Genomic DNA, 24881 nt, shown 5'->3' on the forward strand with positions numbered 1-24881 from the left:
CGCTTCTACCCACCGTTTCGTCTACAGGATGGTGCAGTATTTCAGCAGCCTGCTAAGGCCTCACCAGCCCCCAGAAGCGTTGCAACACCGAGGATGGCGAAGATTGCTGCGGCAATCCGGTGAACAAGTTTGACCGGCATTTTGTCTGCGATTTTGTCGCCCATAATGACTGCTGGCACATTCGCCAACATCATGCCCAAAGTTGTACCGGCAACTACTGCAACCAAGCTCTGATATTGAGCGGCAAGTGCAACGGTGGCTACCTGAGTTTTGTCACCCATTTCCGCCAGGAAAAAGGCAATTAACGTGGTGGTGAATACGCCAAAGCGAGCCAGCTTGGCGTCCTCTTCGTCAAATTTATCTGGAACCAAGGTCCAGGCCGCCATCGCAATAAACGAAGTACCCAATACCCAACGAAGCGTCTCGGGTCCCATCAGCGTGGTAATCCAGGAGCCAACGGCACCAGCAAACCCGTGGTTTGCCAAGGTCGCAACCAAGATGCCCAGAACGATAGGTACTGGCTTTCGGAATTTTGCAGCAAGAATGAAGGCTAGGAGCTGGGTCTTGTCGCCGATTTCGGCGAGGGCAACGATGCCGGTGGAGATGAGAAAAGCTTCCATGGTGTTTCCTTGGCCGGAATTCGACGAATGACCACACCACCTCTCCAGCCAAAGGGAAGGCAGTATGGTCAAAGGTCTTGCCAAGCAATAACCGCTTACGCCATGGTCGGATGACCAAGTATGTTGACGCAAGCCTCTTCAGGTAGAAGAGAGGCTACTCCCCAATGACTGGGCGGCATTCTATCGATTGCTTTTGGGCACGTCTATCTTGGAGGCGATAGTTGTTGCACCCCGCCTCAATCAGAAGAGTTTGTCCGGGGTATAGCGGATGCCAAAGGAAACCCAATGGCTATTTCCCTCGCCTGAAAGCTGCTGACCAAAGGTTGCATCCACCTGGAAAAGGTCGGGTATCACAGAGTAGCGTACGCCCACCTGGCCATAAGACAGACCATGATTGTCGCCAAACGTTTCGGCGATGCCGAGCAGTCTTGGATGCAACTTGAACTCTCCTCCAATGCCCCATGAAGTGCTGTTGAGGCCGGATGCCTTGTCCTTTAGCCAGCCAAGATTAGTGTGGACAATCACCTTGTCGTCGTACATCGAAAAAGAAAGAGGGATGTAGGCATAGGTGTTGCCAAACATGTTTGGCCCAGGATTGATTTCCGGGTGACGAATCGTACCGACCGCCAAGCCCCAACCCCAACCATTGGTTTCTAGTGGGCGGAACAGGGTCTTGGCTTGAAACACATAGTCAGTCGTGGCTTGTTCACCATCAGCTTTAGCCCTGCCACCACCAAACGTGAACTCGAGATTTCCTGTCGGATTGCATGCAGGAAGCGCCCAAATTTCAGTGCTATTGGGATAGACGCGCATCCAGCTTTCAACCTGACAACTCCCGCCTGTGGTCAGGCGAGCATCGTCAGTCACGAAAGGACGAGCGGCAAAGGCAAATGACGGGATGGCAAGGGCTGCACAGGCTAAAGCTTTAAATTTCATTGGCGTTGTTTTTCGATTTCTGTATTCGAGTCCGTTGGAATGTTCGTTCTTGATGGTGTGCCGTCATTACTCTGTTGTACTTGGACTCCAGAAAGCTTGAGTAATGATGGGCGCTTCTGCCAGTCGTCGAGTCAATTGGTCGAGTTGCTCACCTTCGACCGCAGAGGCCAGCAATACCGCTTCGATTTCAACGGCATCGTCACCAAAGGCATGAACCACCATGTCACGCGTCCCGTACTCGGCCTTTTCCAGCATGCTTTCTAGCAATTGCAGTGCTTGTTTCTGATGCTCACGCGGGGCTATGACATACACCGTATTGGTCACTTCCACCGCGAGGGTGTCGATAGGCTGCCGGTTGATTTGATTCACGACCGGGCGAAGCAAGGTATTCGATGCAAGCACGAACAAGGCACCCATCACCGCTTCCAACAACAAGTCAGCCCCAGCGCAAGCACCTACCGCAGCCGACCCCCAGAGCGTTGCAGCGGTATTGAGTCCGCGGACGTTTCCTTCTTCCCGCATGATGACGCCAGCGCCAAGGAAGCCAATGCCAGAGACCACATAGGCAACGACGCCGATAGCGCCCTGGTGTCCGTTAAGGCGGTTGGCCATATCCACAAAAATGGCCGCACCTACGGCGACCAGGACATTGGTCCGCAAACCAGCCGTCCGCTGGCGGTACTGCCTTTCGACGCCAATCAAACTGCCAAGAAGGAAAGCGGTCGTTAAGCTAATAGTGGTATCGGCCAGCGAAGCCAGGTTGATGTGTTCGATTGCTTGCAGGTTCATAGGGCACCACGTATTTACGAAGGGGGCGAAATTGGTTTCGGGATGGCTGCCGGCCTACTTGCCGCCATCCGGCGTTACGGGGTCAACGTGCGTCATCAGGTAGAGCACCGGATGGCGAGACATCACATTCAGCTTGGCTTGCCGGGCAATGGCATGCCCTTCCGCCACCGTTAATTGCCCATCAATTTCGAGATGAACATCAGCCAGAATCATGTCCCCCGTTTTGCGGGTTTTCAGTTCGTGTAGCCCGAGCACCCCTGGTGTGGCCAGAATGTCTGCGGAGATACCTGCAATCTGCTCCTCGGTCGCCGCTCGGTCGGTCAGGTCATGGAGGGCATCCCAGGAGAAAGACCAACCCATACGGGAAACCATGAAACCGACAATCAGCGCGGCAATTGGGTCTAGGAGAGAAAAGCCCAACAGATTGCCGCCAATGCCGATGGCCACGACCAGCGAGGAAGCGGCGTCGGAACGGGCATGCCAGGCATTCGCCACGAGCATGCTGGAGCGAACACGCTCAGCCACCGCCAGCATGTAACGGAAAAGAAGCTCCTTGGCCACCAGTGCCGCCAAGGCCACCCAGAGAGCAGTCATGTGCACTGTCGGAATGCTTTCCGGGGTTTGCAGCTTGTGCGCGGCTGACCAAATCATGCCGACGCCAACAGCCAGAAGTAGTCCTCCGAGGGCCAGCGATGCCGCGTTCTCGTAACGCTGATGCCCGTAATGATGGTCGGCATCCGCTTCCTTCTGGCTGTGCCGAATGGCGAGCAATACGACGAAGTCGGCCACCAGGTCTGACAAGGAATGGATGCCGTCCGCAATCAGACCTTGTGAGCCGGACCAAATCCCCGCCACGACCTGGGAAATGGTCAGCCCGATATTGACGACAACGCTGACCCAGGTGCTGCGCTTGGTTGCTGCCTCACGCTCGGGGCTGGCGTCTTCGTTATCCATCTCGGCAAGGCGGGAGAGTTCTTGTGAATCGTTCATGGCGTAGTTTCAAAAATCAAAAGGCGTCGAATCGAAAATCGCGGAATCCTTGCGCTGTCAGGCCAGTTTCCTGTTTCTCAGTGCCTCTCGCTTCTGATGCAGCTTGAGACCCAGATAAGTGCCCCAGCCCACCGCGCCCATCGCGACCGTGAATGCCGCATAGGAGTATTCCCAAGGGATGCCGCTAGTCATCATCGAGAATTCCGACATCCCGCCCATTCCGGCAAGGATATTGATGGGCATGAAGATGATGGAGAGCGTGGTGAGTTTGTTCACCCGCTGGTTCTGGTTGATGTTGATGAAACCGACGACGGCGTCCATCAGGAAGTTGATTTTTCCGAAGAGGAAGGAGGTATGGCTATCCAGCGACTCGATGTCGCGCAGGATTTGGCGGGAATCTTCACTCTGATGGGTGGAGAGCAAATGACTGCGCACCATGAAAGACAGCGCCCGACGGGTATCCAGGACATTGCGACGTACGCGACCATTCAAGTCTTCCTGGCGGGCAATATCTCCCAGGATTTCCCCGGCCTCATCGTCGGATAGGCGGGTACTCAACACCTTCTTGCCGACCTGTTCCAGTTCGGCATAAACGTCTTCCAGTCGGTCAGCTGAATACTCCGCATCGGCCGCATAGAGGTCGAGCAGGACATCCTTGCCGTCGGTGACATAGCCGGGCTGTGTTCTGGCACGCATACGTTGGAGCCGGAAGACAGGAAGCTCCTCGCTACGCACCGAGAACAGAATCTCGTTGTGCAGAATAAATGCCACAGGGACGTTACGAGACTCGTCGTTCAGATTGAGCAGGAAATCCGAATGCAGGTGAACCTCGCCGTTGTCTTCAATGTAGAAGCGGGCCGAAGCTTCCAGGTCGGTAAGGTTGTCCGGGTCGGGCAACTCCAGGCCAAAATGCTGGCCTACCCATTCTCTGACCTTGGGCGTCGGGGCAACCAAATCCACCCAGATGGGCTGGCAACCGGCAAAGTCCTGCTGTCGTTTGATGTCCGTTTGACGCAGTCGACCGTTGTGCAACTCGAAGATATTGACCATCACCTTGGAACTGGTTTGATGGCCGTCACCCACCAAGGCTTCTCGAATGTCTTCCGAGAGCAACTCAAGGATGTCATCCAGCCGTTCCTCGGCAAGCTCCTTCCAGACAAGCAAGCGCTCTTCCTCGGGGAGCGCGTTCAGAATTAAGGCAACTGATACCGAGGGAAGGCGAGCCAGCAGGTGCCGAAGCTCGGCGATATGCTGGCGTTGAACCAGATTGTCCACCACCTCTTTTCGTGGCGACTCCTGCCGACGGGCCATCTCGCCGACTAGGCGATGTTTGGCGAGAAGTTCCTGAACTTCGAGCAGGTCGTCCTTGACCGTATCCACCTGAATGACCTTGGTCGGTTCCATGGCTTAACCCTCCAAGTCTGGCACGACATTGCACGTTGAAAGGGAACTGGCACTCCAATCGTCGTGCTGGTTGGCTTTACGCATGGCCGACGCAGAGATTGCGAACACTCGTTGCCGGAAAATCCGAGATGTACTGTTGAGCTGACGATTGAAGTTGAAACGCATGGTCTGCCTCCTGAAACACTGAAAGGCGGACACCCATGGCGACCCATGTTGAGGACGTGCTTTGCAAGCCAGCCTGTTCCTTCAGCCAACAGAAACGGCACAGGAGTATGGCTATGGCAGGACATCAGTCATGCGCTTGAGCATGACAAGACCTGGCTGCAAATTGTTGGTGGAATTGGAGGGAGGCCTGGTGACAGGCTTCCTGCGCCGCTTCCCGCTCTTGGCGAGATAGCGGCAGCTGAACTGCGCGTTATCGTGCCGAGAGAATGCTCGTCAATTGGACAGAGCAACAACTATCACTCGAACAAGGGCCCACAGGGGGTCTCCGCGAAATAAAAACGGGCGGATTTTGGCCGAGGAGGATATGAAAGTAAAGTGACAATTCAATGAATTTCCGGGGCGAACATCAATTTATATGACTTTTTTACGGTGCGATACCGTATTGGGACGTCCGCAATGAGATTCGAAGCGGTCTTCCTGCCCGGGCGTCAATCGGTCCGCTTTTGGCCGGGAACTGCCTGATGCTGGCTGATTGCCGGATGAGGGGCAGCACTCGACCCTTTGCAGCCGGTCAGCTTGCACCATAGCCGACATTCAGCTAAATCCAATTTATGCGTATTGGAAATCTATGAAGCGGCCGTTGGCGACCTCATCACGCCGGCCAAAAATGGCCATCCCCATCCGAAGATGACTGGAATAGGAATTGAGATGGACCTACCTACAATAGGCCTGGGTAGGCCCACAGGTAGTAAGTCTTCTACGAAGTATGCTTGGTCGCGCCGTCCGATTCCTTCTGGCGGATTTTTTCGATGTTGTTGGTCCAATCATCCATCGCTGCCTTGTCGTCCAACAAACGAGCGACTGTTTTTTCGGCGACTTCGTGCTTCGATTGCGCGGAAAAAACGGTGGAACGGGATGGGATATTTGACGTCTGTTGATTGTCCATGTGCTGCTCTCTCTCAGTGATGTTTGCCAACGACGAGCTACCAAAAATGGCTGACTTGTTCTTGCTTTGGCTTTTATGTTTTCGGAAATTCTACCGCGCTCTCGGCCGAGGAGCCAATCCGTGCTTTCCACAAAACCCCGGCAATTAACAAATTTGGTGCAGCAAGGTAGAGCTGAAATATGGCTTTCGATAGACTCCGCCGCACCCTGACTCCACGCGCAGCACCATGGCCACCGAAGTTGAACTGAAACTCTACTGCTCCCCCGACGCTATCGCTCGCATCGAGACTCACCCCCTCATCACCGCAGGTGTCGAAACCGGCCCTGCCAAACGTCTCGAAAACACCTACTACGACACGCCCGACTTGGCGTTGCATCAAGAACGCATTGCGCTTCGGCTACGCACGACACCTACGGAACAGCTGCAAACGGTCAAATGCGCCGCCAAGTCTGTCGCCGGCCTATCCGCCCGCACCGAGTGGGAAACCCCCTATACGGGTGCGTTCGATTTCAGCGCTGTCGATGCCCGCAAGGTTCGGGTTTTCGTCGAGGAGCGGCAGTCGAGTTTGGTTCCTGTCTTCACGACATCGTTCGAGCGGCGAACCTGGCGCATCGATATTTCGAAGAAGATTGCCATCCTGGTCATGGTGGACACCGGGCAAGTTTCCTCGGGCGACCGCTTCTTGCCGATTTCAGAAGTGGAACTCGAACTGGTGCAGGGCAATCCGGAAGACCTGCTCGATTTTGCAACTGCCTTGGCCACCCATCTGCCCTTGGTCCCTCATGATGTCAGCAAGGCTGAACGCGGCTATCAGTTATTTTTAAACCAGGTTTCAGGCCCCCAGAAAGCCTCTCCCAGCCCCCTCGGCGCCAAGCAGAGCTCGGCGGAAGCGTTCCAGTTCCTGGCCAGCCAGGGCATGCAGATGTGGCAAGCCAATCTTCTGGGTACCCTGACCTCGCCAGACCAGGAATTCGTGCATCAGTTTCGGGTTTCCCTGCGGCGTCTCAATAGCCTCATCAAGGTCTTCAAACCAGCCTTGCCAGGGCGCTATCAGGCGCAATGGACGGAACGCGTCAAAGCGCTGTCCCAAATCACCGGGGATGTCCGTGACCTGGACGTGATGCGCTCAGGCATTGTGGAACCGATGTTGTTGAGCGATGAACCGCAAATTTCCTGGCATGCCAAGGCCGCACTTGCAGCATTGGATGAGGCGAAGAAGGAAGCCGTCGCGCAGTTGGCACAACTCCAGTACGGCGGCCCCGTCCTCTTGTTTGCGCGCGACTTGCAAGACCTGGACACGGATAATTTTCCGAAGAACCTGCCCCGGTTCGCCGAAAAGCAACTCGCAGGCTTGCACCGCAATGCCGTTAAACGGCTAACCAAGACGCTCAAAGCGCCAACGCCAGAGCGTGCCCATCGATTCCGCATCGCGTTGAAGCATTTGCGCTACTCATGCGAGTTTTTTGCGCCCCTGTTCGACAACGACGAGATGGTGGAATACGCCAAAGCGATTGCCGGCTTACAGGACGCATTCGGATTCATCAACGACTTCCATGTGGCACTCTCCAGACTGCAGGACTGGGTAGCGCAAGCGGCCATCCCGAGAGAAACCCGCGATGCCGTTGCAGCATGGCATACCCCACAGGCGCAAGCGATGTTGGCCGATGCCCTGCATCTTGCCGAGTCGGTGATGAGCCGCTGTCAGCCTTGGTGTACCGAATGTGAGCGACGGGGCCTGACCGAAATTCGGCGTCGCATGCAGCATGACATCAAGCTGCAAGTCGAATAGATGATTGAGTCGTCCGCCACGCCGCGCCCCGAATATCGCGCCCTGGATTTGCTGACAGCGCCAGTGTGGGTTATCGAGGGCCGAGAAAATGAAGTTGTTTTTGCAAACAAGGCTGCGGAACAGCTTTCCGCCAAGTCAGACCTGCACGAGCTGCGCCACGGCAGTCATTCCGCCCACGCCGAAGAACACCTTGCCGCTTATCTGCCGGCACTGCGCGCTTGTGAGCCCATCGTTGAAATCTGGACGCTGCATCGAAATGGAGAGGCTGTTCCGCTGAGTTGCCAATTGTCGTTGCTTGACCAGAGCCCGCAAAACGAGCAAATCCTCGTTGAAGGGATATTGGCTAGCTTGCCGTCCGCTTCTGTTTCTAGGATTTCCGGGCTTGCCGAGCATGGTCTCTACGACCGGCTATTTCATTCGAATGGCGCGCCCATGCTCCTTATCGACCCAGCGGCAGATGGCCTCATCGTCGATGCCAACTTGGCTGCATGTCGATTCTACGGCTACACCCGGGAAAGCTTCTGCCGAATTCATACTTGGGAAATCAACGCGCTCGGTCGTCAGGTCCTGCCCATCATGAGCGAAGTGGCCAAATTGCCGGGTGGCCACCGCCCCCTGAATTTCGTCCATCGCCTTGCGAATGGCAGCCTACGAGATGTGCAGACCTATGCCAGCCCTTTGGAGATGGACGGCAAGCGGCTTATGCTTTGCGTTGTTCACGATGTGACTGAGCAAAAACGCCTCAAGAGTGAACTCGAGTTCGCGGCATCCCGCGACCCGTTGACCGGCCTGTGGAATCGCCGCCATTTTCTCGATTTGCTAGACAAGGCCCGGCAGCAGAAGCGCCGCAATGATGTGGACTACAGTCTCTTGATTCTGGATGCCGACCATTTCAAGAATATCAATGACCAGTTTGGTCACGACAAGGGCGATGAGGTGCTCGTCTTGTTGGCAAGAACCCTTGAAAACCGGGTTCGTGAGACTGACTCGGTGTGTCGCTGGGGAGGGGAGGAGTTCATCATCCTGCTGCCGCAAACGGACATTGGCAACGCAGCCCATCTCGCAGAATGCTTAAGGGCTTTTGTTGCCGAGATACAGATTCCAGCATTACCTTACATTACGGTGAGCATTGGTGTCGCGCAGCATCAGCAAGAAGAGACGACCGAAAGTCTGCTCAAGCGAGCGGATGCTGCGCTTTATAAGGCCAAAGCCTCGGGGCGAAACAAAGTCGTCTGCTGACGTAACATCGGCAATCAATAGAGCGACTTTTTTACACAAAGTCGCCCCATTGAAGCAGAGGACTTATTTCTTCGGGCGCCCCGTCTTGATGCGCTCAACCAGGCCAATCGCCTTGACGAGTTCAGCATCGTCCAACTTGGCCAAAGCCACTACGGCTGCACGCAAGATTTCGCTCTTCTTCACCTCGACGCCAGCAGTCAGCGCACGTTGCTTGAGGGTGGCAAACAGCGCGTAGTCGGTTTCCGGAATGGTGAAGCTATCGCGCACCAGTTTCGGCTTCTTCGGTGCTTGCTTCTTCACCTTGGGAGCTTTTTCTGGCTTCGGTGCTTCGGCAACCTTTTCTTTGGCAGCCGTGGGCGCCTTCTTAACCGGCTTGGCAGGCATCTTCGCTACCGGAGCGGGAGCCGGCTTTTCAGCCACTTCCTTCTTGGCGGGCTTAGCGGCAACGACCTTCTTCTCGACCTTGGGCTTGGCAGCTACTTTTTTGACGGCAGCAGCCGTGGCAACTGGCTTTTGGGGCGCTGGCGCAGCTGTTTGGGCGGTCACCGGTTCATTCTTTTCCACAACCCGGGTAGCGACTTCGGCTGCTTTGACTTCGTCTTTTGCGGGCTGGCCTGCGGCTTCCTTGCTCATTTTGCTCTCCTAAACTGGCATCAAAGGTATAAACTATATAAACACTTTATACACTAAACAGAAGCAAAGCAATTCAGATGCGCAAAATCATGGTGGCCAACCCCAAAGGAGGGTGCGGCAAATCAACCCTGTCAGTTCATATCGCGAGCTGGTTTGCCCGGCACGACGAGATTGTCTATTTGGGTGACCTCGACCGCCAGCAATCCAGCCGACATTGGCTGGAGGCGCGACCTGCAAATCTAGCCACCATCAAGCACTGGGACGTTTCAGTGGATGAATTCAAGCTGCCGCCCAAGCACTGTAACGTTGCCATTCTGGATACGCCGGCAGGATTGCATGGGAAGCGCCTGAAAGAAGTCTTGAATGAGGTGGACAAGGTGGTCGTACCGGTTTCCGCATCGCGTTTCGATATGCTGGCCACCCGTGAGTTCTTTGAGGAGCTTGCCGCAACCAAAGCCGTTCGCAAGGAGCGAGTGGATATTGGGGTGGTCGGGATGCGGGTTGATATCCGTACCCATGCCTATGCCCAGTTGCTGGAATTCCTTCAGGAGTTTGACCTGCCTGTCGTGACGTGCATCGCGCAATCGCAACGCTACTTGCAGGCAGCGGACACCGGCGTCACGCTTTTTGACAATGACATGAATTCGACAGCCGTAGACATCCAGTGGCGCCCGTTGTTGAATTGGCTGATTAGTCGACACTGACCCTTCAGCTTGCCAGCTAGTATTACTTCAAATATAGCCAGGAGATAAACCGTCATGATGCCCATCGAGATTTTCTCTCACAACACGGCAAAGATTACGATTCAGGCAGGGCGGGCGCTGTTCCTAGAAGGCGACGAGGGCAATCAGATGTACGTCCTCGAAACCGGCACCGCCGAAGTCGTTGTTCAGAATCGGGTCGTCGAAACGCTGGCGCATGGCAGCATCGTCGGTGAGATGGGTTTGGTGTCACCCGGACCGCATTCGGCCAGCGTGATTGCCAAGACGGATTGTGAATTCGTCGCTGTCGACGAAAAACGCTTTCAGTTCCTAGTACAACAAACGCCGTATTTCGCCATTCAGGTCATGCGACTGATGGCGGAGCGACTGCGGGCCACCAACAAATTACTGGTAGCTGCCGCAGCCTAGCTACAGTTCTTGTAGAGGAGTGGCGGGAGGGAATACACCGCCACTCAGTGGCTGGCCGCCTTCTCCAGCAAACCCTTCTTGATGGCAATCGAGGTAGGTCCGTTGAACCGGGACGGTAACTGCTTGGCCGTGAACCAGCGGAAGTCGCTGTGCTCGCGATTGAGGCGCGGTGAAAACTCCCGGTCGGCTTTGATTACGAAGTAATGCATATCCCGCTCATCCTGTCCGGAGCGAAACCTTCGGGTGAGCGTATGCAGTTTGGTCAGGCGACCCGGCTTGATGCTCAAGCCTGTCTCTTCACCCAATTCGCGAAGCAGTGCTTCCCGAGGGCGCTCGCCGTTATCGATACGACCACCAAACAGGTTCCATGCCCCGCTTTTTTTGACCTTGGAAGAGCGTTTTCCCATCAGAAATTTGCCGGTAGCCGCACAGTAAATGACGGCCCATGCACCTGCTTGGCTGTATCCCTTGTCCATGTCTGATATTGGCGGCGACGGTTTTCAATGAGTTGCTTTGAACAATGTAAACGATTTATACCGTTCTATTATTTCTGTTCGATGACAACGCTATGAATTCCGTTGAGCTAGGCAAGCGACCGTTCATTAGTGGCCCTTTCCCCCAGTCGTGAACGTCAAAGCTGGGCTAGATACCGGCCACTCAACTGCCTCCAGATATCTCTTGCTTATTCAAAATGGATGGCACCTCGACCGGCGGCTTCTGGCCGGATTGAGGCAGCGCCACCGGCCACTTGCTCGCCCTAAACCAGCCGTTGAGCGGGGTAGTTGAGGCCTCGGCTATTCAAATTGAAAGCTGACCTCAACCGGCAGCTCTTGGCAGGCAACCGTCTGATGCTAATCGGAGGGGCGAATGCTGTTTTTCGTTGCCGCCATTCGCCTGTCTTGAGCGCCAATGGTGCCAGTGCTGCTGCTCTGTACGCAGACATTCAAATGTCTGCTTAGGTGTTCGTATTTTTCATTATGAAAGAGAGAACATAGGACTTACGCCAGCGAGAGGGGTTTTCGAAGTGGGCCTTTTCAAACTCTTTGGCTTCGATGCGTCGATATAGCGTAGACCGGCCAATCCCCAGCAACTGAAGAACATCGTTTACTTTGAGTAGTTGTTCTTGCTCGGGCATTTGTTCTGCACTAGCAGCATTGGATTGACCAAGGAGCTCCGGGGGCAACCATGATTGAACCTTAGATGTCCAGGCGATGACACTCTCTTTGTCGAGTGACATTGCTGATATAGGTAGGGTGGCACCATCTTCGGTATGAGTCAGCCCAGTAATCTTCCTTCGGTCAGCCGCATCTGCTATAGCCTCTGCGCGGTCTGACAGGTCAGGGACTCCCGCCAAATACGGAATGCCATCTTTGACAACAATCAGCTCTTGTTGAGCAGGAAGTAGTCCCTGCCATTCGACGGCAGCTTGTGCGACAGTCAGGCGGTCGCTAAATTTGTTGGCCTTCTTGTATGCATTAACCATGTGCGTGTTGCTCTCTATGTGGTTTGAGGGCGAACGGTGCAAGGACGTCGAGTAGTGGCGGTGCATCACCGCGACCAGACCTCGCGTTACGCAATCTCGGCGTGTAGGCTTTTTTCTTGGTGTTTTCAGCTTCCTCCGCCTTTGCTTCTTCTAATAATTCCTGCTTAAGTTCTGTATGGGCTTGAGCAAGTAGCCCATACAGCTTGTCCCCCCATTTTTGCCAGGCATCATTCATCAAGCTGCGAAGCTCGGCTCGGAAGTAGATACGCCGAATCTTGTCATTGACAGCGTGGGCGAGGCATTTGTCGATAATGTCAGGAGCTATGCCCAGCTCTTGCATCAATGTGGCCATGGTCCTTCGCAGGTCGTGTGGCGTCCAGGGGCCACCTTGAAGAACGAAGACCTGTGAACATTTGGCGCGCCCCTTTAATTCGGTGTCACGTTGCCGGTCACTGACGGCTTTAGTTAGCGTAAGCTTCCTTCGTTTCCCTGAGGCTGATGAGTATCTGAAGAGCCAAGTCTTGCTGGCTTTCTTTGCGCCCTTGCGAAGGCGAAGAATGAGATTGTCTCCATCGTAGAGTTCGTGCTCGTACTTCCCCTCAGGGAGTTGGGTAGTCTCTACTTCTCTAGCGGTTAGTTCCTTTGCCATGGGGCGATTTTTCGTGAAGGGGGAACCGAGCTTACAGAAAAATTTATGCTAAGTCATTGATATAACGAGAAATACGCATTTTGTCGAGGGGGCATCTATCGACGGTGGCTGGTTAGCCTGCCCCTAGTTGAAGGCTATGCATGAGATAGCGAAGTGGCTTGGCCCAAAAATTTGGGGGCCAATTTGGGGGCCAGCATGCATGAACTTCAGAGGGGTATGGCAAAAATATCAGTTGATACTGAGAGGGTGACTTTTTACTTTTTCTGGGATGGGGGGAGACAACCCGGGACAGAAGCGGATATTTAAAAAGTGTTAAACATCAATGAATTGCATGGTTTTTTGGTGTTGTCCCAGCGTTCGTTGCTGTAGTGGTTATTGAAAAAATTCTCACCGTTTGGTATGATTTTTTCCAGTCGCAAGAAAGCTGGGTTCTGAGGCTGACCTTGCATGGGGTGCAAGGGGTCGCGAGTTCGAATCCCGCCGCCCCGACCAAATTAATTAACCGGCCTTGGCCGGTTTTTTAATTTATAGCGTTGAAAAAACCATTGGGAAAAATTAAATTATCACCGTAATTTAATTAAGGAGGTAATCATGGATTTGTCCAGCTTGAGCGTTTCCCAATTGCGCGATTTGCAGCAACAGATTCCGGCTGAAATCAAACGCCGCGAAGCTCAGGAAAAAGTAAATGTCCTGAATGAATTGCGTGCTTTCGCCAAATCCCGTGGTTATGCCATTGAGGAATTATTGGCCAAGGAAGCCAAGGTCAAGGTTTCGGGAAATAAGGTCAAGGTCAAATATCGCCACCCGGAAAATGCCGAACTGGAATGGACCGGCCGTGGCCGCAAACCGAAATGGGTTGAGGCATGGGTGGCGGACGGAAAATCCCTGGAAAACCTTCTGGTCTGAACCATGCGTATTCTGCTGAGTAACGACGACGGTTATTTCGCGCCAGGGCTTAGCGCCCTGGCCGAGGCATTGAGCGATCTGGGCGAGGTGGTGGTCGTGGCTCCCGAGCAGAATCGCAGCGGCGCCAGCAATTCCCTAACGCTCGACCGGCCGCTGAGTTTGAAGAGGGCTCCAGGCGGATTTTATTTCGTCAATGGCACGCCGACGGATTGTGTTCATTTGGCGGTTACCGGCATGCTGGAAGTCATGCCGGATATTATTGTTTCCGGAATCAATCTCGGCGCCAATATGGGTGACGATACGATTTATTCCGGCACGGTTGCCGCAGCAACCGAGGGATATTTGCTTGGTATTCCGTCGATTGCGATTTCCCTGACCAGTTTTGAAGGGAAAAACTTCGCCGCGGCGGGACAAGTGGCGCGTGAATTGGTCGAGCGCCATGTGCGCCAGCCGTTAAAGGATCCGGTGTTATTGAATGTGAATATTCCGGATATTCCCTATTCCGAATTGAAAGGCTTTGAAGTGACGCGTCTCGGACGCCGTCACAAGGCCGAGCCGGTTGTCAAAACGGTTTCTCCGCGCAATGAAACGCTTTATTGGATTGGCGCTGCCGGGGCGGCCGCCGATGCCGGGCCGGGAACCGACTTCAACGCGGTCGAGCGTGGATTCGTGTCGATCACCCCCTTGCAGATCGATCTGACGCATGCGGTTCAGGTTCCCTCCATCGTTCAGTGGATGAAGTGAGTCAAGCGGTGTTGCACGGCATTGGAATGACTTCGCAGCGTACCCGGGCGCGCATGATCGAGCGCCTGCGCGAGAAGGGAATCCGCAACGAGGCGGTCCTCAAGGCCATGGCTGCGGTGCCGCGACACGTGTTCGTCGAGGAGGCGCTGGCTTCGCGTGCCTACGAAGACACGGCCTTGCCTCTCGGCATGGGGCAAACCATCTCGCAGCCCTACGTGGTTGCCCGCATGATCGAGTTGTTGCTCAATGGCCGGAATACCCTTGGCAGGACGCTGGAGATCGGCGCCGGCTGCGGTTATCAGGCCGCCGTTCTGGCGCAGTTGACCAACGAGGTTTATGCCGTCGAGCGTCTGGGGCCCTTGCTGGAGAAGGCAAAGGCCCATATGCGAACCTTGCAGCAGTTCAACGTTCGTCTCAAGCATGCGGACGGGCAGTTCGGCTTGCCCGAGGCGGGGCCGTTCGACAGCATCATCGTCGCTGCCGCAGGTACGCAGGTGCCGCCGGCGCTGCTGCAGCAATTGGCGCCGGGTGGGCGGCTGGTCTTGCCAGTGGGGGCCGGTGAGCAGTATCTTAGTTTCATCGAGCATACGCAGCAGGGTTATATCGAGACCCGTCTCGATGCCGTGCGCTTCGTCCCGCTATTGTCAGGAACACAATGATTCGTTTTTTTGCCGCGCTTATTCCGACTGTATTGCTGACCGGATGTCTATCCCAGCAACCGGCGCCTGCCGTGGACCGGGCGGGCACGGCTGCGCCCCGTTCGACGGCTGCGGCGCAGCCGCTGGGTCCGGGCTACTACACGGTCAAGCGAGGGGATACGCTGTATCGTATCGCGCTTGATCATGGGCAGGATCATCGCGATATTGCCGCCTGGAACACTATTGCCAATCCTTCCGCAATCAAGGAAGGGCAGGTGCTCAGGGTCGTTCCGCCGGGTGCCGCCGAGCCGGCCGACGGGGCGGTGAGCAAGCCGATTGCCACCGCCTCCGGTGTCGAGACGCGATCGCTGGATCAGCCCGCGCCATCGGTAGCCGCCAGTTCGGGTTCGTTGAAGCGGGAACCGCGCGTCGGCAAGGAGCCTTATTCCGACGAAGCCTATGCTCGTCTCAACAAGCAAGCCGAGGCGCCCCGGCCGGTCGAAGCCAGGCCGGAGCCAAAGCCCGAGGCGCCGCCGCCGGTTGCCGCGCCGACGCCGCCAGCGGGCCCGGACGATGTCTCCTGGATGTGGCCGAGCACGGCCAAGGTCACGGCGCAGTACAGCGACGCCGGCAACAAGGGCCTGGATTTCGCAGGCCGGGCGGGCGATCCGGTTCTCGCGGCGGGCGACGGCAAGGTGGTTTATGCCGGAAGCGGTTTGCGCGGCTTCGGGGAACTGGTGATCGTCAAACATAACGCCACCTTCCTGTCGGCCTATGCGCACAATCGCAAGATCCTGGTCAAGGAAGGGCAGCAGGTTGGCCGGGGCCAGAAAATCGCCGAAATGGGAAATACCGACTCCGAATCGGTCAAGCTCCACTTCGAAATCCGCAAGCAGGGCAAACCGGTCGATCCCTCGGCGTATCTCCCGAAGCGATGAGCGAGAGCGGCGACAACATCGAGGGGGATTTCGAGGGGCAACCCGACGAATCGCTGTTGCCGCCGGAACCTGAGGTCGTGGCGCCGGAAATCGAGCTGCTCGAGGATGTCACACAGCTTTACCTGACGGAAATCGGCGCCAAGCCGCTGCTGACGCCGGAAGAGGAACTGGCCACTTCGCGGCTGGTGCGCCAGGGCGATTTTTCCGCCCGCCAGCGCATGATCGAGCACAACCTGCGGCTGGTCGTGAATATTGCCAAGCATTACCTGAATCGCGGCATTCCCTTGCTTGACCTGGTCGAGGAGGGCAATCTCGGCTTGATCCATGCGCTGGAAAAATTCGATCCGGAGCGCGGCTTCCGGTTTTCGACCTACGCGACCTGGTGGATACGCCAGAATATCGAGCGCGGCATCATGAACCAGTCGCGGACCATCCGGCTGCCGGTCCATATCGTCAAGGAAATCAACGTCGTGCTCCGCGCCATGCGGCATCTGGAGGCCGAGGACAAGCGCGATTCGACGGTGGAGCGCGTGGCGGCGCTGATCGACCGGCCGGTCGACGACGTGCGCCGCATCCTGTCGCTCAACGAACACATCGCATCGCTCGATGCGCCGCTGGAAATCGATCCCAACCATACGATAGGCGAGAACATTGCCGACGATAGCGGTGCCGACCCGGAGTCGCTGCTCCAGGTCAGCGAAATCGGCTCACTGGTCGATGACTGGCTGGGGCAGCTTTCGGAGCGTCAGCGCTCGGTGATCGAGCGCCGCTACGGCCTCAACGGCGCCGATGTGGCGACGCTGGATGCGATTGCCACCGACCTCGGCCTGACCCGCGAACGGGTCCGCCAGATCCAGATCGAGGGACTGGATCGCCTGCGCAAGATCGTCAAGCGCGGCAATATCTCGCGCGATTCTCTGCTGTAGCCGGCAGCTGGGCGCACAGCCGGTTGCGGATTTCCTCGCCGAGCTGGAAAACCGACATCGCATAGAAGGTCGAGCGGTTGTAGCGGGTGATCACGTAGAAATTCTCGAAACCCAGCCAGTATTCCGTTTCCTTGTTGGGCGATACCAGGTCGATCAGGGCGACCGTGCCTTGCGGATCGGTTTCGGCACGAACGCCTTTGGCGGCCAGTTCGTCGGCCTTCAGGCTCGGACGGATGCCGGCCTGGAGCAGTGCCGGATCGGGCGCACCATTCGTTGCGGCGGGGACGGCGATAGGCTGTCCGGCTTGCCAGCCGTGTTGCTCGAGAAAACGGGCGACGCTGCCGATGGCGTCGTCGACGCTGTTGCCGAGATCGACGCGCTGGTCGCCGTCGAAGTCGACGGCATAGCGGCGCTGGCTGCCGGGCATGAATTGCGGGATGCCGATGGCGCCGGCAAAAGAGCCCTTCACGGCCAGCGGGTCGAGGTTGTTTTCCCGGGAGAGAAGCAGGAATTGCTCAAGCTCGGTACGGAAAAACTCGGCGCGGGGCGGGTATTTGAAGGCGAGGGTGGCCAGCGCTTCGAGGACCCGGAAGCCGCCGGTATTGCGCCCGTATTCCGTTTCGACGCCGATGATGGCAACGATGATTTCCGGCGGCACGCCATACAGCGCGCCGGCCTTGACGAGTTGTGCCTTGTTTTCCTGCCAGAAACGCACGCCGCCATCGATGCGGCGATCGTTCAGGAAGCGCGGCCGATAGCGTTCCCACGAGCGTTGCAGCGGCGAGCTCGGCGGCTTGATGAGCTGCAGCACCTTGGCGTTCGGGCGGGTCTGGGCGAACTGGGCGAGCAGGGTGTCGGCATTGAAGCCGTGGCGCTGTTCCAGGTCGCGGGCGAAGTCGATGACGGCCGGTTCGTCGGCAAAGCTGGCGACCTGCGTGCCGGCGTGGCCCGGCAGTGCGGTCGACATGAGGAGCAGGGCGGCCAGGATGTTCTTGAGTTTGAAATTCATCGTCGGAGTCGCGCGACGGCCTCGCGCAGTGGGGTCAGGTTGTCGTTGGCGTCGCCGTAGCGGACCCGAAGGTAGGCATCGACGACATTCTGGAAAGGTTCGCCCAGCGCCGGATGTTGTTCCCGCACACGCTGCGCCAATGCCATCGGCGTTTCCCAGGGCGCGCAGTGTACCTGTCTTCGGGCCAGTTGGCGCAGAGCTTTTTGCCAGAGCCGGAGGGCCGGGTCGATGCGCGGTCGTTGATGGAGCGTCCACGCCGTCATGGCAGCAACCAGCAGGCTGCAGGCGATGCCGAGCAGCGTCGCCAGGCTGCGCCAGTCGGTTTCGGGGAGGCCGAGGCGGGACAGGAGTTCGCGCTGGCGTTGCGGGTCGTAGCCCAGGATGTGTTGATTCCAGGCGTTATTGACGGCTTCCCAGCGATAACGCAGGTTGCGCAGCCAGTCGGCGCGCAGCTGCACGAGGGCGGGCAGGGGTTCGCCAAAGGCCAGGGCGTCGACGATTCCGGTTTCGATGCGGGCGGGCGAGACCGAGGCTGTCGGATCGACGCGCAACCATCCCTGCCCGTCGAGCCAGACCTCCGCCCAGGCGTGGGCATCGGACTGCCTGACGACCAGATGTTCATCGAGCGGATTGAATTCCCCGCCCTGGTAGCCGGTGACGACGCGGGCCGGGATGCCGGCCGCCCGCATCAGGAAGACAAAGGCGCCGGCATAGTGTTCGCAGAAGCCGCGGCGGGTCGCGAACAGGAATTCGTCGATTCCGTCCGGGCCGAGGAGGGGCGGTTGCAGGGTGTAGGTGAATTCGGCGGCAAACAGGTCTTGCGCCTTGCGAATGATCTCCTGCGGCCCGCCGCCGGTTTGCCGCCAGCCAAGCGCCAGGGCGCGGGCCTTCGGATTCGCTGCCCCCGGTATGCCCAGGTTGCGTTGCAGGGTCCGCGCATCCTCGACAACATTGAAACGATAGTCGAGGCTGGCGGCCAGCCGGAAACGCTGCCGCTCGGTGACTGGCTGGCGCTGGTTTGCCGCGAGGGCGGTGTTCAGGAACAGGCCGTCGGGCAGATGGACCGGCGCATCGAGAGCCAGTATCCAGCGCTGATTGTGTGGTTCCAGGGTCAGTTCATAGCGGACGGGGGCAGACAGCTTGTCCAGTACGGCCGCGGCGCCCTGGCCGATGTGCGGGCGCCAGGTCGTGCCGTCGAAACTCTCCAGAACCGGGCCGCGCCAATAGAGCTTGTGCCTGGCCGGCGGCTGGCCGGCGAAGCGGGCGCGAAAGGCGATGTCGGCGCTCTGCGCCAGGCGGGAAATGCTGCCGGGCGACATGGTGTCGGACAGGCCGGTCATGCCGGCATGCGCGTCCGACGGGAGCCCCCACAGCGGGCCGGATATCCGGGGAAACAGAACATAGAGCACGAGCATGAACGGAACGGCCTGCAGGCACAGCCTGGCCGCGTAACGCAGGCTCGCGCCGGCGGTGCCCGATGCGCCGCCATGCAGGCGAACCAGGGTGGCGGTCAGCAGCCAGAGCGCGAAGAGCAGCCAGATGCCGGTCGGGATGCTCTGGGAGTAGAGATAGTGCGTGAGCAGCAGGAAGTAACCGAGCACGACGACGACCATGGCATCCCGCCGCGACTTCAGTTCGAGCAGCTTCATCGCCATGAAAACCACCAGCATGGCGACGCCGGCATCGCGTCCGAACAGCGTGCGGAATTCGATCAGGATGCCGCCGCAGCCGGCTACCACGAGCAGGATCAGCAGCCAGCGGCCGGGCAGGCGTTCGTTTTTCCACCACAGGCGCACCGCCCAGCCGAGCAAGAGCAGGGTCGCGGCGCTCAGCCAGGCAGCCTGATGCGTCACATGCGGTAGCGCGGTGGCGATGGCGCACGCAAATAGCCAGGGCGTTGCCTGCCGGTCGAGCGCCTGGTCGGGGCGCGTGCTCATGAAGGGAACAGGGCCAGCGCCTCGAGGCATTGCTGGCAGTGCCGGCTGCCGCGCCCGGGCGGCAGGGACAGATGGGGGAGGCGCAGGCCGTAGGAACTGCCGGCAGCCTCGGCGGCGAGTATCCATCCGGTCAGCATGCCGAGGCGTATTTCGTCCGACAGTTCAGGCGCGGTGTGTTGCCACTCGAAAACCAGCTTGCTTTGGGCGCCGCCGGCGAACGCCTTGATCAGCAGCGGTCCTTCGCCAGCATTGCGGGCGCTGGCTTTCCAGGCGACGTGGCGTGGCGAATCGGCAGGCTGCCTGTCGCGGAATCCGGCAAAATCCTCTTGCCCGCCGTCGCCGTGCAGTTCGCCGCCCCAATGGCTGGTGCCCGCCATCGGCAGCGGCGCCGCAACCGGTTGCGGGTAGACCAGGCAGCGCATCTCCGGCTGAAGATAGGACCAGGCGGTAAACAAGCCCAGCGGGTAGCGGGTTGCCAGGCGCACCCGCGGCAAGGCCAGCCAGCCACGGCGATGCGCCGGCAGCGGCACACGAACCCGGGTCTTGCCCAGGCCTTCTATGGCCGCTCCGACGGGAAGGGCGGCGTCGGCGGCCAGTTCGAGCGCCAGGCGCGGGGCCGTCCGGTCATTGTCGAGCGAGAGCGGGAAAAATGCCGTCTCACCGGCAAAGACGGGCTCGCAACGTCCCGGCGTGACGATCAGGCCGAACAGGTTGCGAAAGGTGTGGATCATGCCGACGATGCCCAGCCCGGCGAGCAGGAAGACCAGGGCGTGGCCCAGCGCCAGGTTGTAGTTGATGGCGCCGAGCAGCATGACGGCCAGGGCCAGCGCGAAGAGCAGGCCGCCGCGCGACGGGACGATGAAGATGCGCCGCTGGCCGAGGCGCAGCGGCCCCGTGCCGTCGCTCTTCCAGCGGAAAAGAAGCTGCTTGAGATAGGGCGTGACCTGGGCGGCGATCTTCACGGCTCAGGGAATCGCGACGCTGCGCATCAATCGCCCGATGTCTTCCATTTGGGCGTGGCCGCCGGTCTGTGCCGTGCGCAGGCGGTGGCGGGCCACTGCCGGCAGCACGGCTTGCACGTCGTCAGGGATGACCATGTCCCGGCCGTCCAGCCAGGCCCAGGCGCGGGCAGCCGACAGCAGGGCCAGCCCGGCGCGGGGCGACAGGCCATGCAGGAACGCCGGATCGTGACGTGTCGCGTCGACCAGCGCCTGAACGTAGTCGATGAGCGGGCCTGCCGCATGGAGCCTGGCCACCGCCTGCTGAACGGCCGGTAGCTCGGCCGGCGAAATCCGGCTGACCAGCGCCTCGGCGCGATGGCGCTGGCCGCCGCTGGCGAGCAGTTCCCGTTCGGCGCCACGGTCCGGGTAGCCCAGTTCGATGCGCATCAGGAAGCGGTCGAGTTGGGATTCGGGCAAGGGAAAGGTGCCGATCTGGTGCGTCGGATTCTGCGTGGCGATGACAAAAAACGGCCGCGGCAGCGGGCGGGTCTGCCCCTCGGCGGTGACCTGGCCTTCCTCCATGGCCTCGAGCAGGGCGCTCTGGGTTTTCGGCGTGGCGCGATTGATCTCGTCGGCCAGCACCAGTTGCGCGAAGACCGGCCCGGGCAGGAACCTGAACTCGCTCTTGTCGCGTTCGAAGATCGAAACGCCGGTAATGTCGGCCGGCAGCAGGTCGCTGGTGAACTGGATGCGCGAGAATTGCAGCCCGAGCAGGCGGGCCAGCGTGTGGGCCAGCGTCGTCTTGCCCATGCCGGGCAAGTCTTCGATCAGCAGATGGCCGCCGGCGAGCAGGCAGGAGAGGGCCAGCCTGATCTCGGTGTGCTTGCCGAGAATGATCTGTCCGGCATCACCCAGTATCCGGTCGAAAGGCTGAGGCGGGCTGGTGAGCGCCGAAATTTTGCTTTTTAGCATCATCGATGTCCGTCGTTGCAGCGTTACGCGATTCTAATGCTTGAAGCAGCCGATATATTGGGACGATAATGGCATTTCGACGTGCGCCTCTTCGTGCGCCGGTTCGCAGAGAGAGAACAAGTGACGACCACTGCCTTCATCACCCATCGTGACTGCCAGTTGCACGATATGGGATCGCATCACCCGGAATGCCCGCAACGTCTCACCGCCATCAACGATCACCTGATCGCCCAGGGCATCGATGCCTACTTCGTCTATTACGACGCACCGCTGGCCACTTTCGAACAACTGCTGCGCGTCCACCCGGCTTCGCACCTGGAGCGCATCAAGCGCGCCTCTCCCGAAATGGGCGTCGTCCATCTCGATCCCGATACCGCCATGAATCCGCATACCTGGCAGGCGGCGCTGCGTTCCGCCGGCGCCGGTTGTCATGCCGTCGACCTCGTCATGAAGGGTGAAATCGAGAATGCCTTCTGCTCGGTTCGCCCGCCGGGCCATCACTGCGAAAAGTCCACGCCCATGGGCTTCTGCTTCTTCAACAACATCGGTGTCGCCGCGATGCACGCCATCAAGGCCCACGGCCTGGAGCGCGTCGCCATCATCGACTTCGACGTGCACCACGGCAATGGCACGGAAGACTGCTTTGCCGGAGATGAACGGGTATTGATGTGCAGCATTTTCCAGCACCCGTTCTACCCCTATAGCGGGACCGACAAGCCGGCAGCCAACATGTGCAACGTGCCGCTGGCGGCGGGGAGCGGCAGCGAGGAATTCCGCGATGCCGTGATGCAGGTGTGGACGCCGCGCCTGCGCGAATTCAAGCCGCAGATGATCCTCATCTCCGCCGGTTTCGATGCGCATTACGAGGACGACATGGGCGGGCTCAAGCTGTTCGAAAAGGACTATGCCTGGGTGACCGACCATCTCAAGAAACTGGCCGCCGAAATGTGCGACAAGCGCATCGTCGCCATGCTCGAAGGCGGCTACGTGATGACCTCGCTGGCCCGCAGCGTCGGCGCACATCTGCGTTCGCTGGCCGATCTGTAAGCGCTTAATCCTTTAGGAAAAGGGCAGGCTGGGGTAAAATCCAGCCTCTTTTTTCATGTTTGCAACGTTTAACCGGATAAATCCATGGCGTTGATTGTTCAAAAATACGGCGGCACGTCGGTCGGCAACCCCGAGCGCATCAAAAACGTCGCCAAGCGCGTAGCCAAGTTCCACGCGCAGGGCCACCAGGTCGTGGTGGTCGTTTCCGCAATGAGCGGCGAAACCAACAAGCTGATCGCACTGGCCAAGGAAGTTCAGGCCAGCCCGGACCCGCGCGAGCTGGACCAGATCTGTGCGACCGGCGAGCAGGTCACCATCGGCCTGCTGTCGATGGCCCTGAAGGGCATCGGCGTCCCGGCCCGCAGCTACACCGGCGGCCAGGTCAAGGTTTTGACCGACAGCACCTTCACCAAGGCGCGCATCCTGTCGATCGACGAAAGCAACATGCGTCGCGACCTCGACGAAGGCAAGGTTGTCGTCGTCGCCGGTTTCCAGGGTGTCGATGCCGACGGCAATATCACCACGCTCGGCCGCGGCGGTTCCGATACCTCCGGCGTCGCGCTGGCTGCCGCGCTGAAGGCCGACGAGTGCCAGATCTACACCGACGTCGATGGCGTCTACACGACCGACCCGCGCGTCGTGCCGGAAGCCAAGAAGCTCGACACCATCACCTTCGAGGAAATGCTGGAAATGGCCAGCCTCGGCTCCAAGGTGCTGCAGATCCGCTCGGTCGAATTCGCCGGCAAGTACAAGGTCAAACTGCGCGTTCTTTCCAGCTTCCAGGACGAAGGGGAAGGCACGCTGATCACTGTTGAGGAAGACAAGAACATGGAACAACCGATCATCTCCGGTATCGCCTTCAATCGCGACGAAGCCAAGCTGACCATGCTCGGCGTTCCGGATACCCCGGGCATCGCCTATCAAATTCTCGGTGCCATCGCCGACGCCAACATCGACGTCGACATGATCATCCAGAACGTCGGCCATGACGGCACGACCGACTTCTCCTTCACCGTCAACCGTGGCGACTTCGCCAAGGCGCAGGGCATCCTCGAAGCCACCAAGGCCAACCTGGGTGCTCGCGAGATCACTGGCGACAACAAGATCTGCAAGGTCTCGGCCGTCGGCGTCGGCATGCGCTCCCACCCGGGCGTCGCCTCCAAGATGTTCAAGGCCCTGGCTGACGAAGGCATCAACATCCAGATGATCTCGACCTCCGAGATCAAGATTTCCGTCGTCATCGACGAGAAATACCTGGAGCTGGCCGTGCGCGTGCTGCACCGCACCTTCGGTCTCGATCAGTAAGGTTTGACCAAAGGGCGCGGAGCCTATATCATCCGCGCCTCGTTGTAGCGGGACTGGAGACGTGGCCGAGAGGTCGAAGGCACTCCCCTGCTAAGGGAGCATGCGGGCAAAACCTGCATCGAGGGTTCGAATCCCTCCGTCTCCGCCAGTGCTGCAACTGCAAACAAGCGTCCTCCGGGACGCTTTTTTGTTTTCAGGGGGTCGGCTTTTCCGTCAGTGCTGCGGCGTAGCGGCGTTTTTCGATGGTGCTCAGGCGCTTGATTCGATATTCCGCCTTGGAGGCCGACGAGCGGTCAGGGTGGGCTTCGCAGCCGATCAGGCGGGCCGGTGGGTGCGAGCGGGTGTAGCGGGCGCCAGTGCCCTTGCAGTGGGCCGCGTAGCGCGCCTCGACATCGACGGCGATGCCGGTGTAAAGGCTGCCGTCCGTGCATTCGATCATGTACAGGAACCAGGTCTTGCTAGTCATGGTCCGGGGCCCGGGCCAGGGCGTCGCGGATGCGCTGAACCGTCTCGTCGGGCTGCGCCCTGGGGGAAACCTCCAGGCCCAGGTCGCGGGCGATGGCGTTGATTCTGGCGGCGTTGAGGGGAATGCCCCCGCGGTCGATCGCCGCGATCAGGCTTCGGGCGCGATCATAATCGCCGGGCGCTTCCGGTTTGCGGAACAGGCGCGCGGAAAGTCGAGCAAAAATACCGGGCTGGCGGTGTGATCCCATACACTGGCGTCTGTTTAAAAAAGCGAAGGATA

27 protein-coding genes, 1 tRNA gene and 1 riboswitch are annotated in these 24881 nt (G+C 58.7%); of the genes, 12 read left to right on the forward strand and 16 right to left on the reverse strand.

The window, feature by feature from the left end; all coding sequences use genetic code 11:
• Positions 1-41 precede the first annotated feature (41 nt).
• The 6 genes from Q0P59_RS17520 to Q0P59_RS17545 all read right to left on the reverse strand — a co-directional run bounded on the left by Q0P59_RS17520 (position 42) and on the right by Q0P59_RS17545 (position 5850).
• Positions 42-620, reverse strand: coding sequence for a TMEM165/GDT1 family protein (locus tag Q0P59_RS17520; RefSeq protein WP_295008793.1), 579 nt, complete (start codon positions 618-620; stop codon positions 42-44).
• A gap of 3 nt (positions 621-623) precedes the next feature.
• Positions 624-795, reverse strand: a riboswitch (yybP-ykoY riboswitch).
• A gap of 65 nt (positions 796-860) precedes the next feature.
• Complete coding sequence (locus Q0P59_RS17525) at positions 861-1556, reverse strand: hypothetical protein (RefSeq protein ID WP_295008795.1); 696 nt, start codon at positions 1554-1556, stop codon at positions 861-863.
• A 66-nt stretch (positions 1557-1622) separates the two neighbouring features.
• Positions 1623-2345 carry an MgtC/SapB family protein gene (locus tag Q0P59_RS17530; protein WP_295008797.1) on the reverse strand — a complete coding sequence of 241 codons (723 nt, stop codon included), beginning with the start codon at positions 2343-2345 and terminating at the stop codon, positions 1623-1625.
• 54 nt (positions 2346-2399) lie between these two features.
• A complete protein-coding gene (locus tag Q0P59_RS17535; RefSeq protein ID WP_295008799.1) occupies positions 2400-3335 on the reverse strand; it encodes a cation diffusion facilitator family transporter in 936 nt (311 codons plus the stop codon).
• 57 nt (positions 3336-3392) lie between these two features.
• On the reverse strand, positions 3393-4739 hold the full coding sequence (locus tag Q0P59_RS17540; RefSeq protein ID WP_295008801.1) for a magnesium and cobalt transport protein CorA: 1347 nt from the start codon (positions 4737-4739) through the stop codon (positions 3393-3395).
• 922 nt (positions 4740-5661) lie between these two features.
• Entirely contained in the window at positions 5662-5850 is a 189-nt protein-coding gene (locus Q0P59_RS17545; protein WP_295008803.1) for a hypothetical protein, read from the reverse strand.
• Between the two features lie 226 nt (positions 5851-6076).
• On the opposite strand from Q0P59_RS17545, the gene Q0P59_RS17550 reads away from it, so the two are divergent.
• Entirely contained in the window at positions 6077-7639 is a 1563-nt protein-coding gene (locus Q0P59_RS17550) for a CYTH and CHAD domain-containing protein (RefSeq protein WP_295008805.1), read from the forward strand.
• Positions 7640-8878: a sensor domain-containing diguanylate cyclase gene (locus Q0P59_RS17555; RefSeq protein WP_295008807.1), complete on the forward strand. Its 1239-nt coding sequence runs from the start codon at positions 7640-7642 to the stop codon at positions 8876-8878. It abuts the gene before it with no gap.
• Positions 8879-8941: 63 nt separating this feature from the next.
• On the opposite strand, the gene Q0P59_RS17560 is transcribed toward Q0P59_RS17555, so the two are convergent.
• Positions 8942-9511 carry a hypothetical protein gene (locus Q0P59_RS17560; protein ID WP_295008809.1) on the reverse strand — a complete coding sequence of 190 codons (570 nt, stop codon included), beginning with the start codon at positions 9509-9511 and terminating at the stop codon, positions 8942-8944.
• Between the two features lie 77 nt (positions 9512-9588).
• Between Q0P59_RS17560 and Q0P59_RS17565 the strand changes: the two genes are divergently transcribed.
• Positions 9589-10215 carry a ParA family protein gene (locus tag Q0P59_RS17565; RefSeq protein WP_295008811.1) on the forward strand — a complete coding sequence of 209 codons (627 nt, stop codon included), beginning with the start codon at positions 9589-9591 and terminating at the stop codon, positions 10213-10215.
• A gap of 54 nt (positions 10216-10269) precedes the next feature.
• Entirely contained in the window at positions 10270-10641 is a 372-nt protein-coding gene (locus Q0P59_RS17570) for a cyclic nucleotide-binding domain-containing protein (RefSeq protein ID WP_295008813.1), read from the forward strand.
• A gap of 44 nt (positions 10642-10685) precedes the next feature.
• Here the strand turns inward: Q0P59_RS17570 and Q0P59_RS17575 are convergent, their stop codons facing one another.
• The 3 genes from Q0P59_RS17575 to Q0P59_RS17585 all read right to left on the reverse strand — a co-directional run bounded on the left by Q0P59_RS17575 (position 10686) and on the right by Q0P59_RS17585 (position 12773).
• Positions 10686-11117 (reverse strand): NUDIX hydrolase, encoded by a 432-nt coding sequence (locus Q0P59_RS17575; protein WP_295008814.1) that lies wholly within the window; start codon positions 11115-11117, stop codon positions 10686-10688.
• 479 nt (positions 11118-11596) lie between these two features.
• On the reverse strand, positions 11597-12124 hold the full coding sequence (locus Q0P59_RS17580; RefSeq protein WP_295008815.1) for a hypothetical protein: 528 nt from the start codon (positions 12122-12124) through the stop codon (positions 11597-11599).
• Positions 12117-12773: an integrase arm-type DNA-binding domain-containing protein gene (locus tag Q0P59_RS17585; RefSeq protein WP_295008816.1), complete on the reverse strand. Its 657-nt coding sequence runs from the start codon at positions 12771-12773 to the stop codon at positions 12117-12119. Before Q0P59_RS17585 ends, Q0P59_RS17580 begins: the two co-directional genes overlap by 8 nt.
• A 591-nt stretch (positions 12774-13364) precedes the next feature.
• Here Q0P59_RS17585 and Q0P59_RS17590 point away from each other — a divergent pair.
• From Q0P59_RS17590 to rpoS, 5 genes are all read left to right on the forward strand, one after another.
• On the forward strand, positions 13365-13679 hold the full coding sequence (locus tag Q0P59_RS17590; RefSeq protein ID WP_295008817.1) for an H-NS histone family protein: 315 nt from the start codon (positions 13365-13367) through the stop codon (positions 13677-13679).
• Between the two features lie 3 nt (positions 13680-13682).
• Positions 13683-14423, forward strand: coding sequence for a 5'/3'-nucleotidase SurE (surE, locus tag Q0P59_RS17595; protein ID WP_295008818.1), 741 nt, complete (start codon positions 13683-13685; stop codon positions 14421-14423).
• A 26-nt stretch (positions 14424-14449) separates the two neighbouring features.
• On the forward strand, positions 14450-15082 hold the full coding sequence (locus Q0P59_RS17600) for a protein-L-isoaspartate(D-aspartate) O-methyltransferase (protein WP_295008819.1): 633 nt from the start codon (positions 14450-14452) through the stop codon (positions 15080-15082).
• Positions 15083-15153: 71 nt separating this feature from the next.
• The gene (locus tag Q0P59_RS17605) at positions 15154-15999 is read left to right on the forward strand and encodes a peptidoglycan DD-metalloendopeptidase family protein (RefSeq protein ID WP_295008820.1); all 846 of its coding nucleotides are present in this window, start codon (positions 15154-15156) and stop codon (positions 15997-15999) included.
• Positions 15996-16925, forward strand: coding sequence for an RNA polymerase sigma factor RpoS (rpoS, locus tag Q0P59_RS17610; RefSeq protein ID WP_295008821.1), 930 nt, complete (start codon positions 15996-15998; stop codon positions 16923-16925). The genes Q0P59_RS17605 and rpoS overlap by 4 nt, the downstream gene beginning before the upstream one ends.
• Here rpoS and mltB read toward each other — a convergent pair.
• From mltB to Q0P59_RS17630, 4 genes are read right to left on the reverse strand one after another with little or no spacing between them, the layout of a single operon-like run.
• On the reverse strand, positions 16888-17934 hold the full coding sequence (mltB, locus tag Q0P59_RS17615) for a lytic murein transglycosylase B (RefSeq protein WP_295008822.1): 1047 nt from the start codon (positions 17932-17934) through the stop codon (positions 16888-16890). The two genes, rpoS and mltB, sit on opposite strands and share 38 nt — an antisense overlap.
• Positions 17931-19871, reverse strand: a complete 1941-nt coding sequence (locus Q0P59_RS17620) for a DUF3488 and transglutaminase-like domain-containing protein (protein WP_295008823.1) — start codon at positions 19869-19871, stop codon at positions 17931-17933. The genes mltB and Q0P59_RS17620 overlap by 4 nt, the downstream gene beginning before the upstream one ends.
• Complete coding sequence (locus tag Q0P59_RS17625) at positions 19868-20833, reverse strand: DUF58 domain-containing protein (protein WP_295008824.1); 966 nt, start codon at positions 20831-20833, stop codon at positions 19868-19870. The genes Q0P59_RS17620 and Q0P59_RS17625 overlap by 4 nt, the downstream gene beginning before the upstream one ends.
• A 3-nt stretch (positions 20834-20836) precedes the next feature.
• The gene (locus Q0P59_RS17630; RefSeq protein WP_295008825.1) at positions 20837-21784 is read right to left on the reverse strand and encodes a MoxR family ATPase; all 948 of its coding nucleotides are present in this window, start codon (positions 21782-21784) and stop codon (positions 20837-20839) included.
• Between the two features lie 120 nt (positions 21785-21904).
• Between Q0P59_RS17630 and Q0P59_RS17635 the strand changes: the two genes are divergently transcribed.
• From Q0P59_RS17635 to Q0P59_RS17645, 3 genes are all read left to right on the forward strand, one after another.
• Positions 21905-22831 carry a histone deacetylase family protein gene (locus tag Q0P59_RS17635; protein ID WP_295008826.1) on the forward strand — a complete coding sequence of 309 codons (927 nt, stop codon included), beginning with the start codon at positions 21905-21907 and terminating at the stop codon, positions 22829-22831.
• A gap of 84 nt (positions 22832-22915) precedes the next feature.
• Positions 22916-24136 carry an aspartate kinase gene (locus tag Q0P59_RS17640; protein WP_295008827.1) on the forward strand — a complete coding sequence of 407 codons (1221 nt, stop codon included), beginning with the start codon at positions 22916-22918 and terminating at the stop codon, positions 24134-24136.
• Positions 24137-24191: 55 nt separating this feature from the next.
• Positions 24192-24284, forward strand: a tRNA-Ser gene (locus Q0P59_RS17645).
• Between the two features lie 45 nt (positions 24285-24329).
• Here Q0P59_RS17645 and Q0P59_RS17650 read toward each other — a convergent pair.
• Positions 24330-24602, reverse strand: coding sequence for a GIY-YIG nuclease family protein (locus Q0P59_RS17650; RefSeq protein WP_295008828.1), 273 nt, complete (start codon positions 24600-24602; stop codon positions 24330-24332).
• Entirely contained in the window at positions 24595-24849 is a 255-nt protein-coding gene (locus Q0P59_RS17655) for a hypothetical protein (RefSeq protein ID WP_295008829.1), read from the reverse strand. The genes Q0P59_RS17650 and Q0P59_RS17655 overlap by 8 nt, the downstream gene beginning before the upstream one ends.
• Positions 24850-24881: the final 32 nt, after the last annotated feature.

Origin of the sequence: uncultured Dechloromonas sp., from assembly GCF_945957265.1 — a bacterium.
GTDB lineage: Bacteria > Pseudomonadota > Gammaproteobacteria > Burkholderiales > Rhodocyclaceae > Azonexus.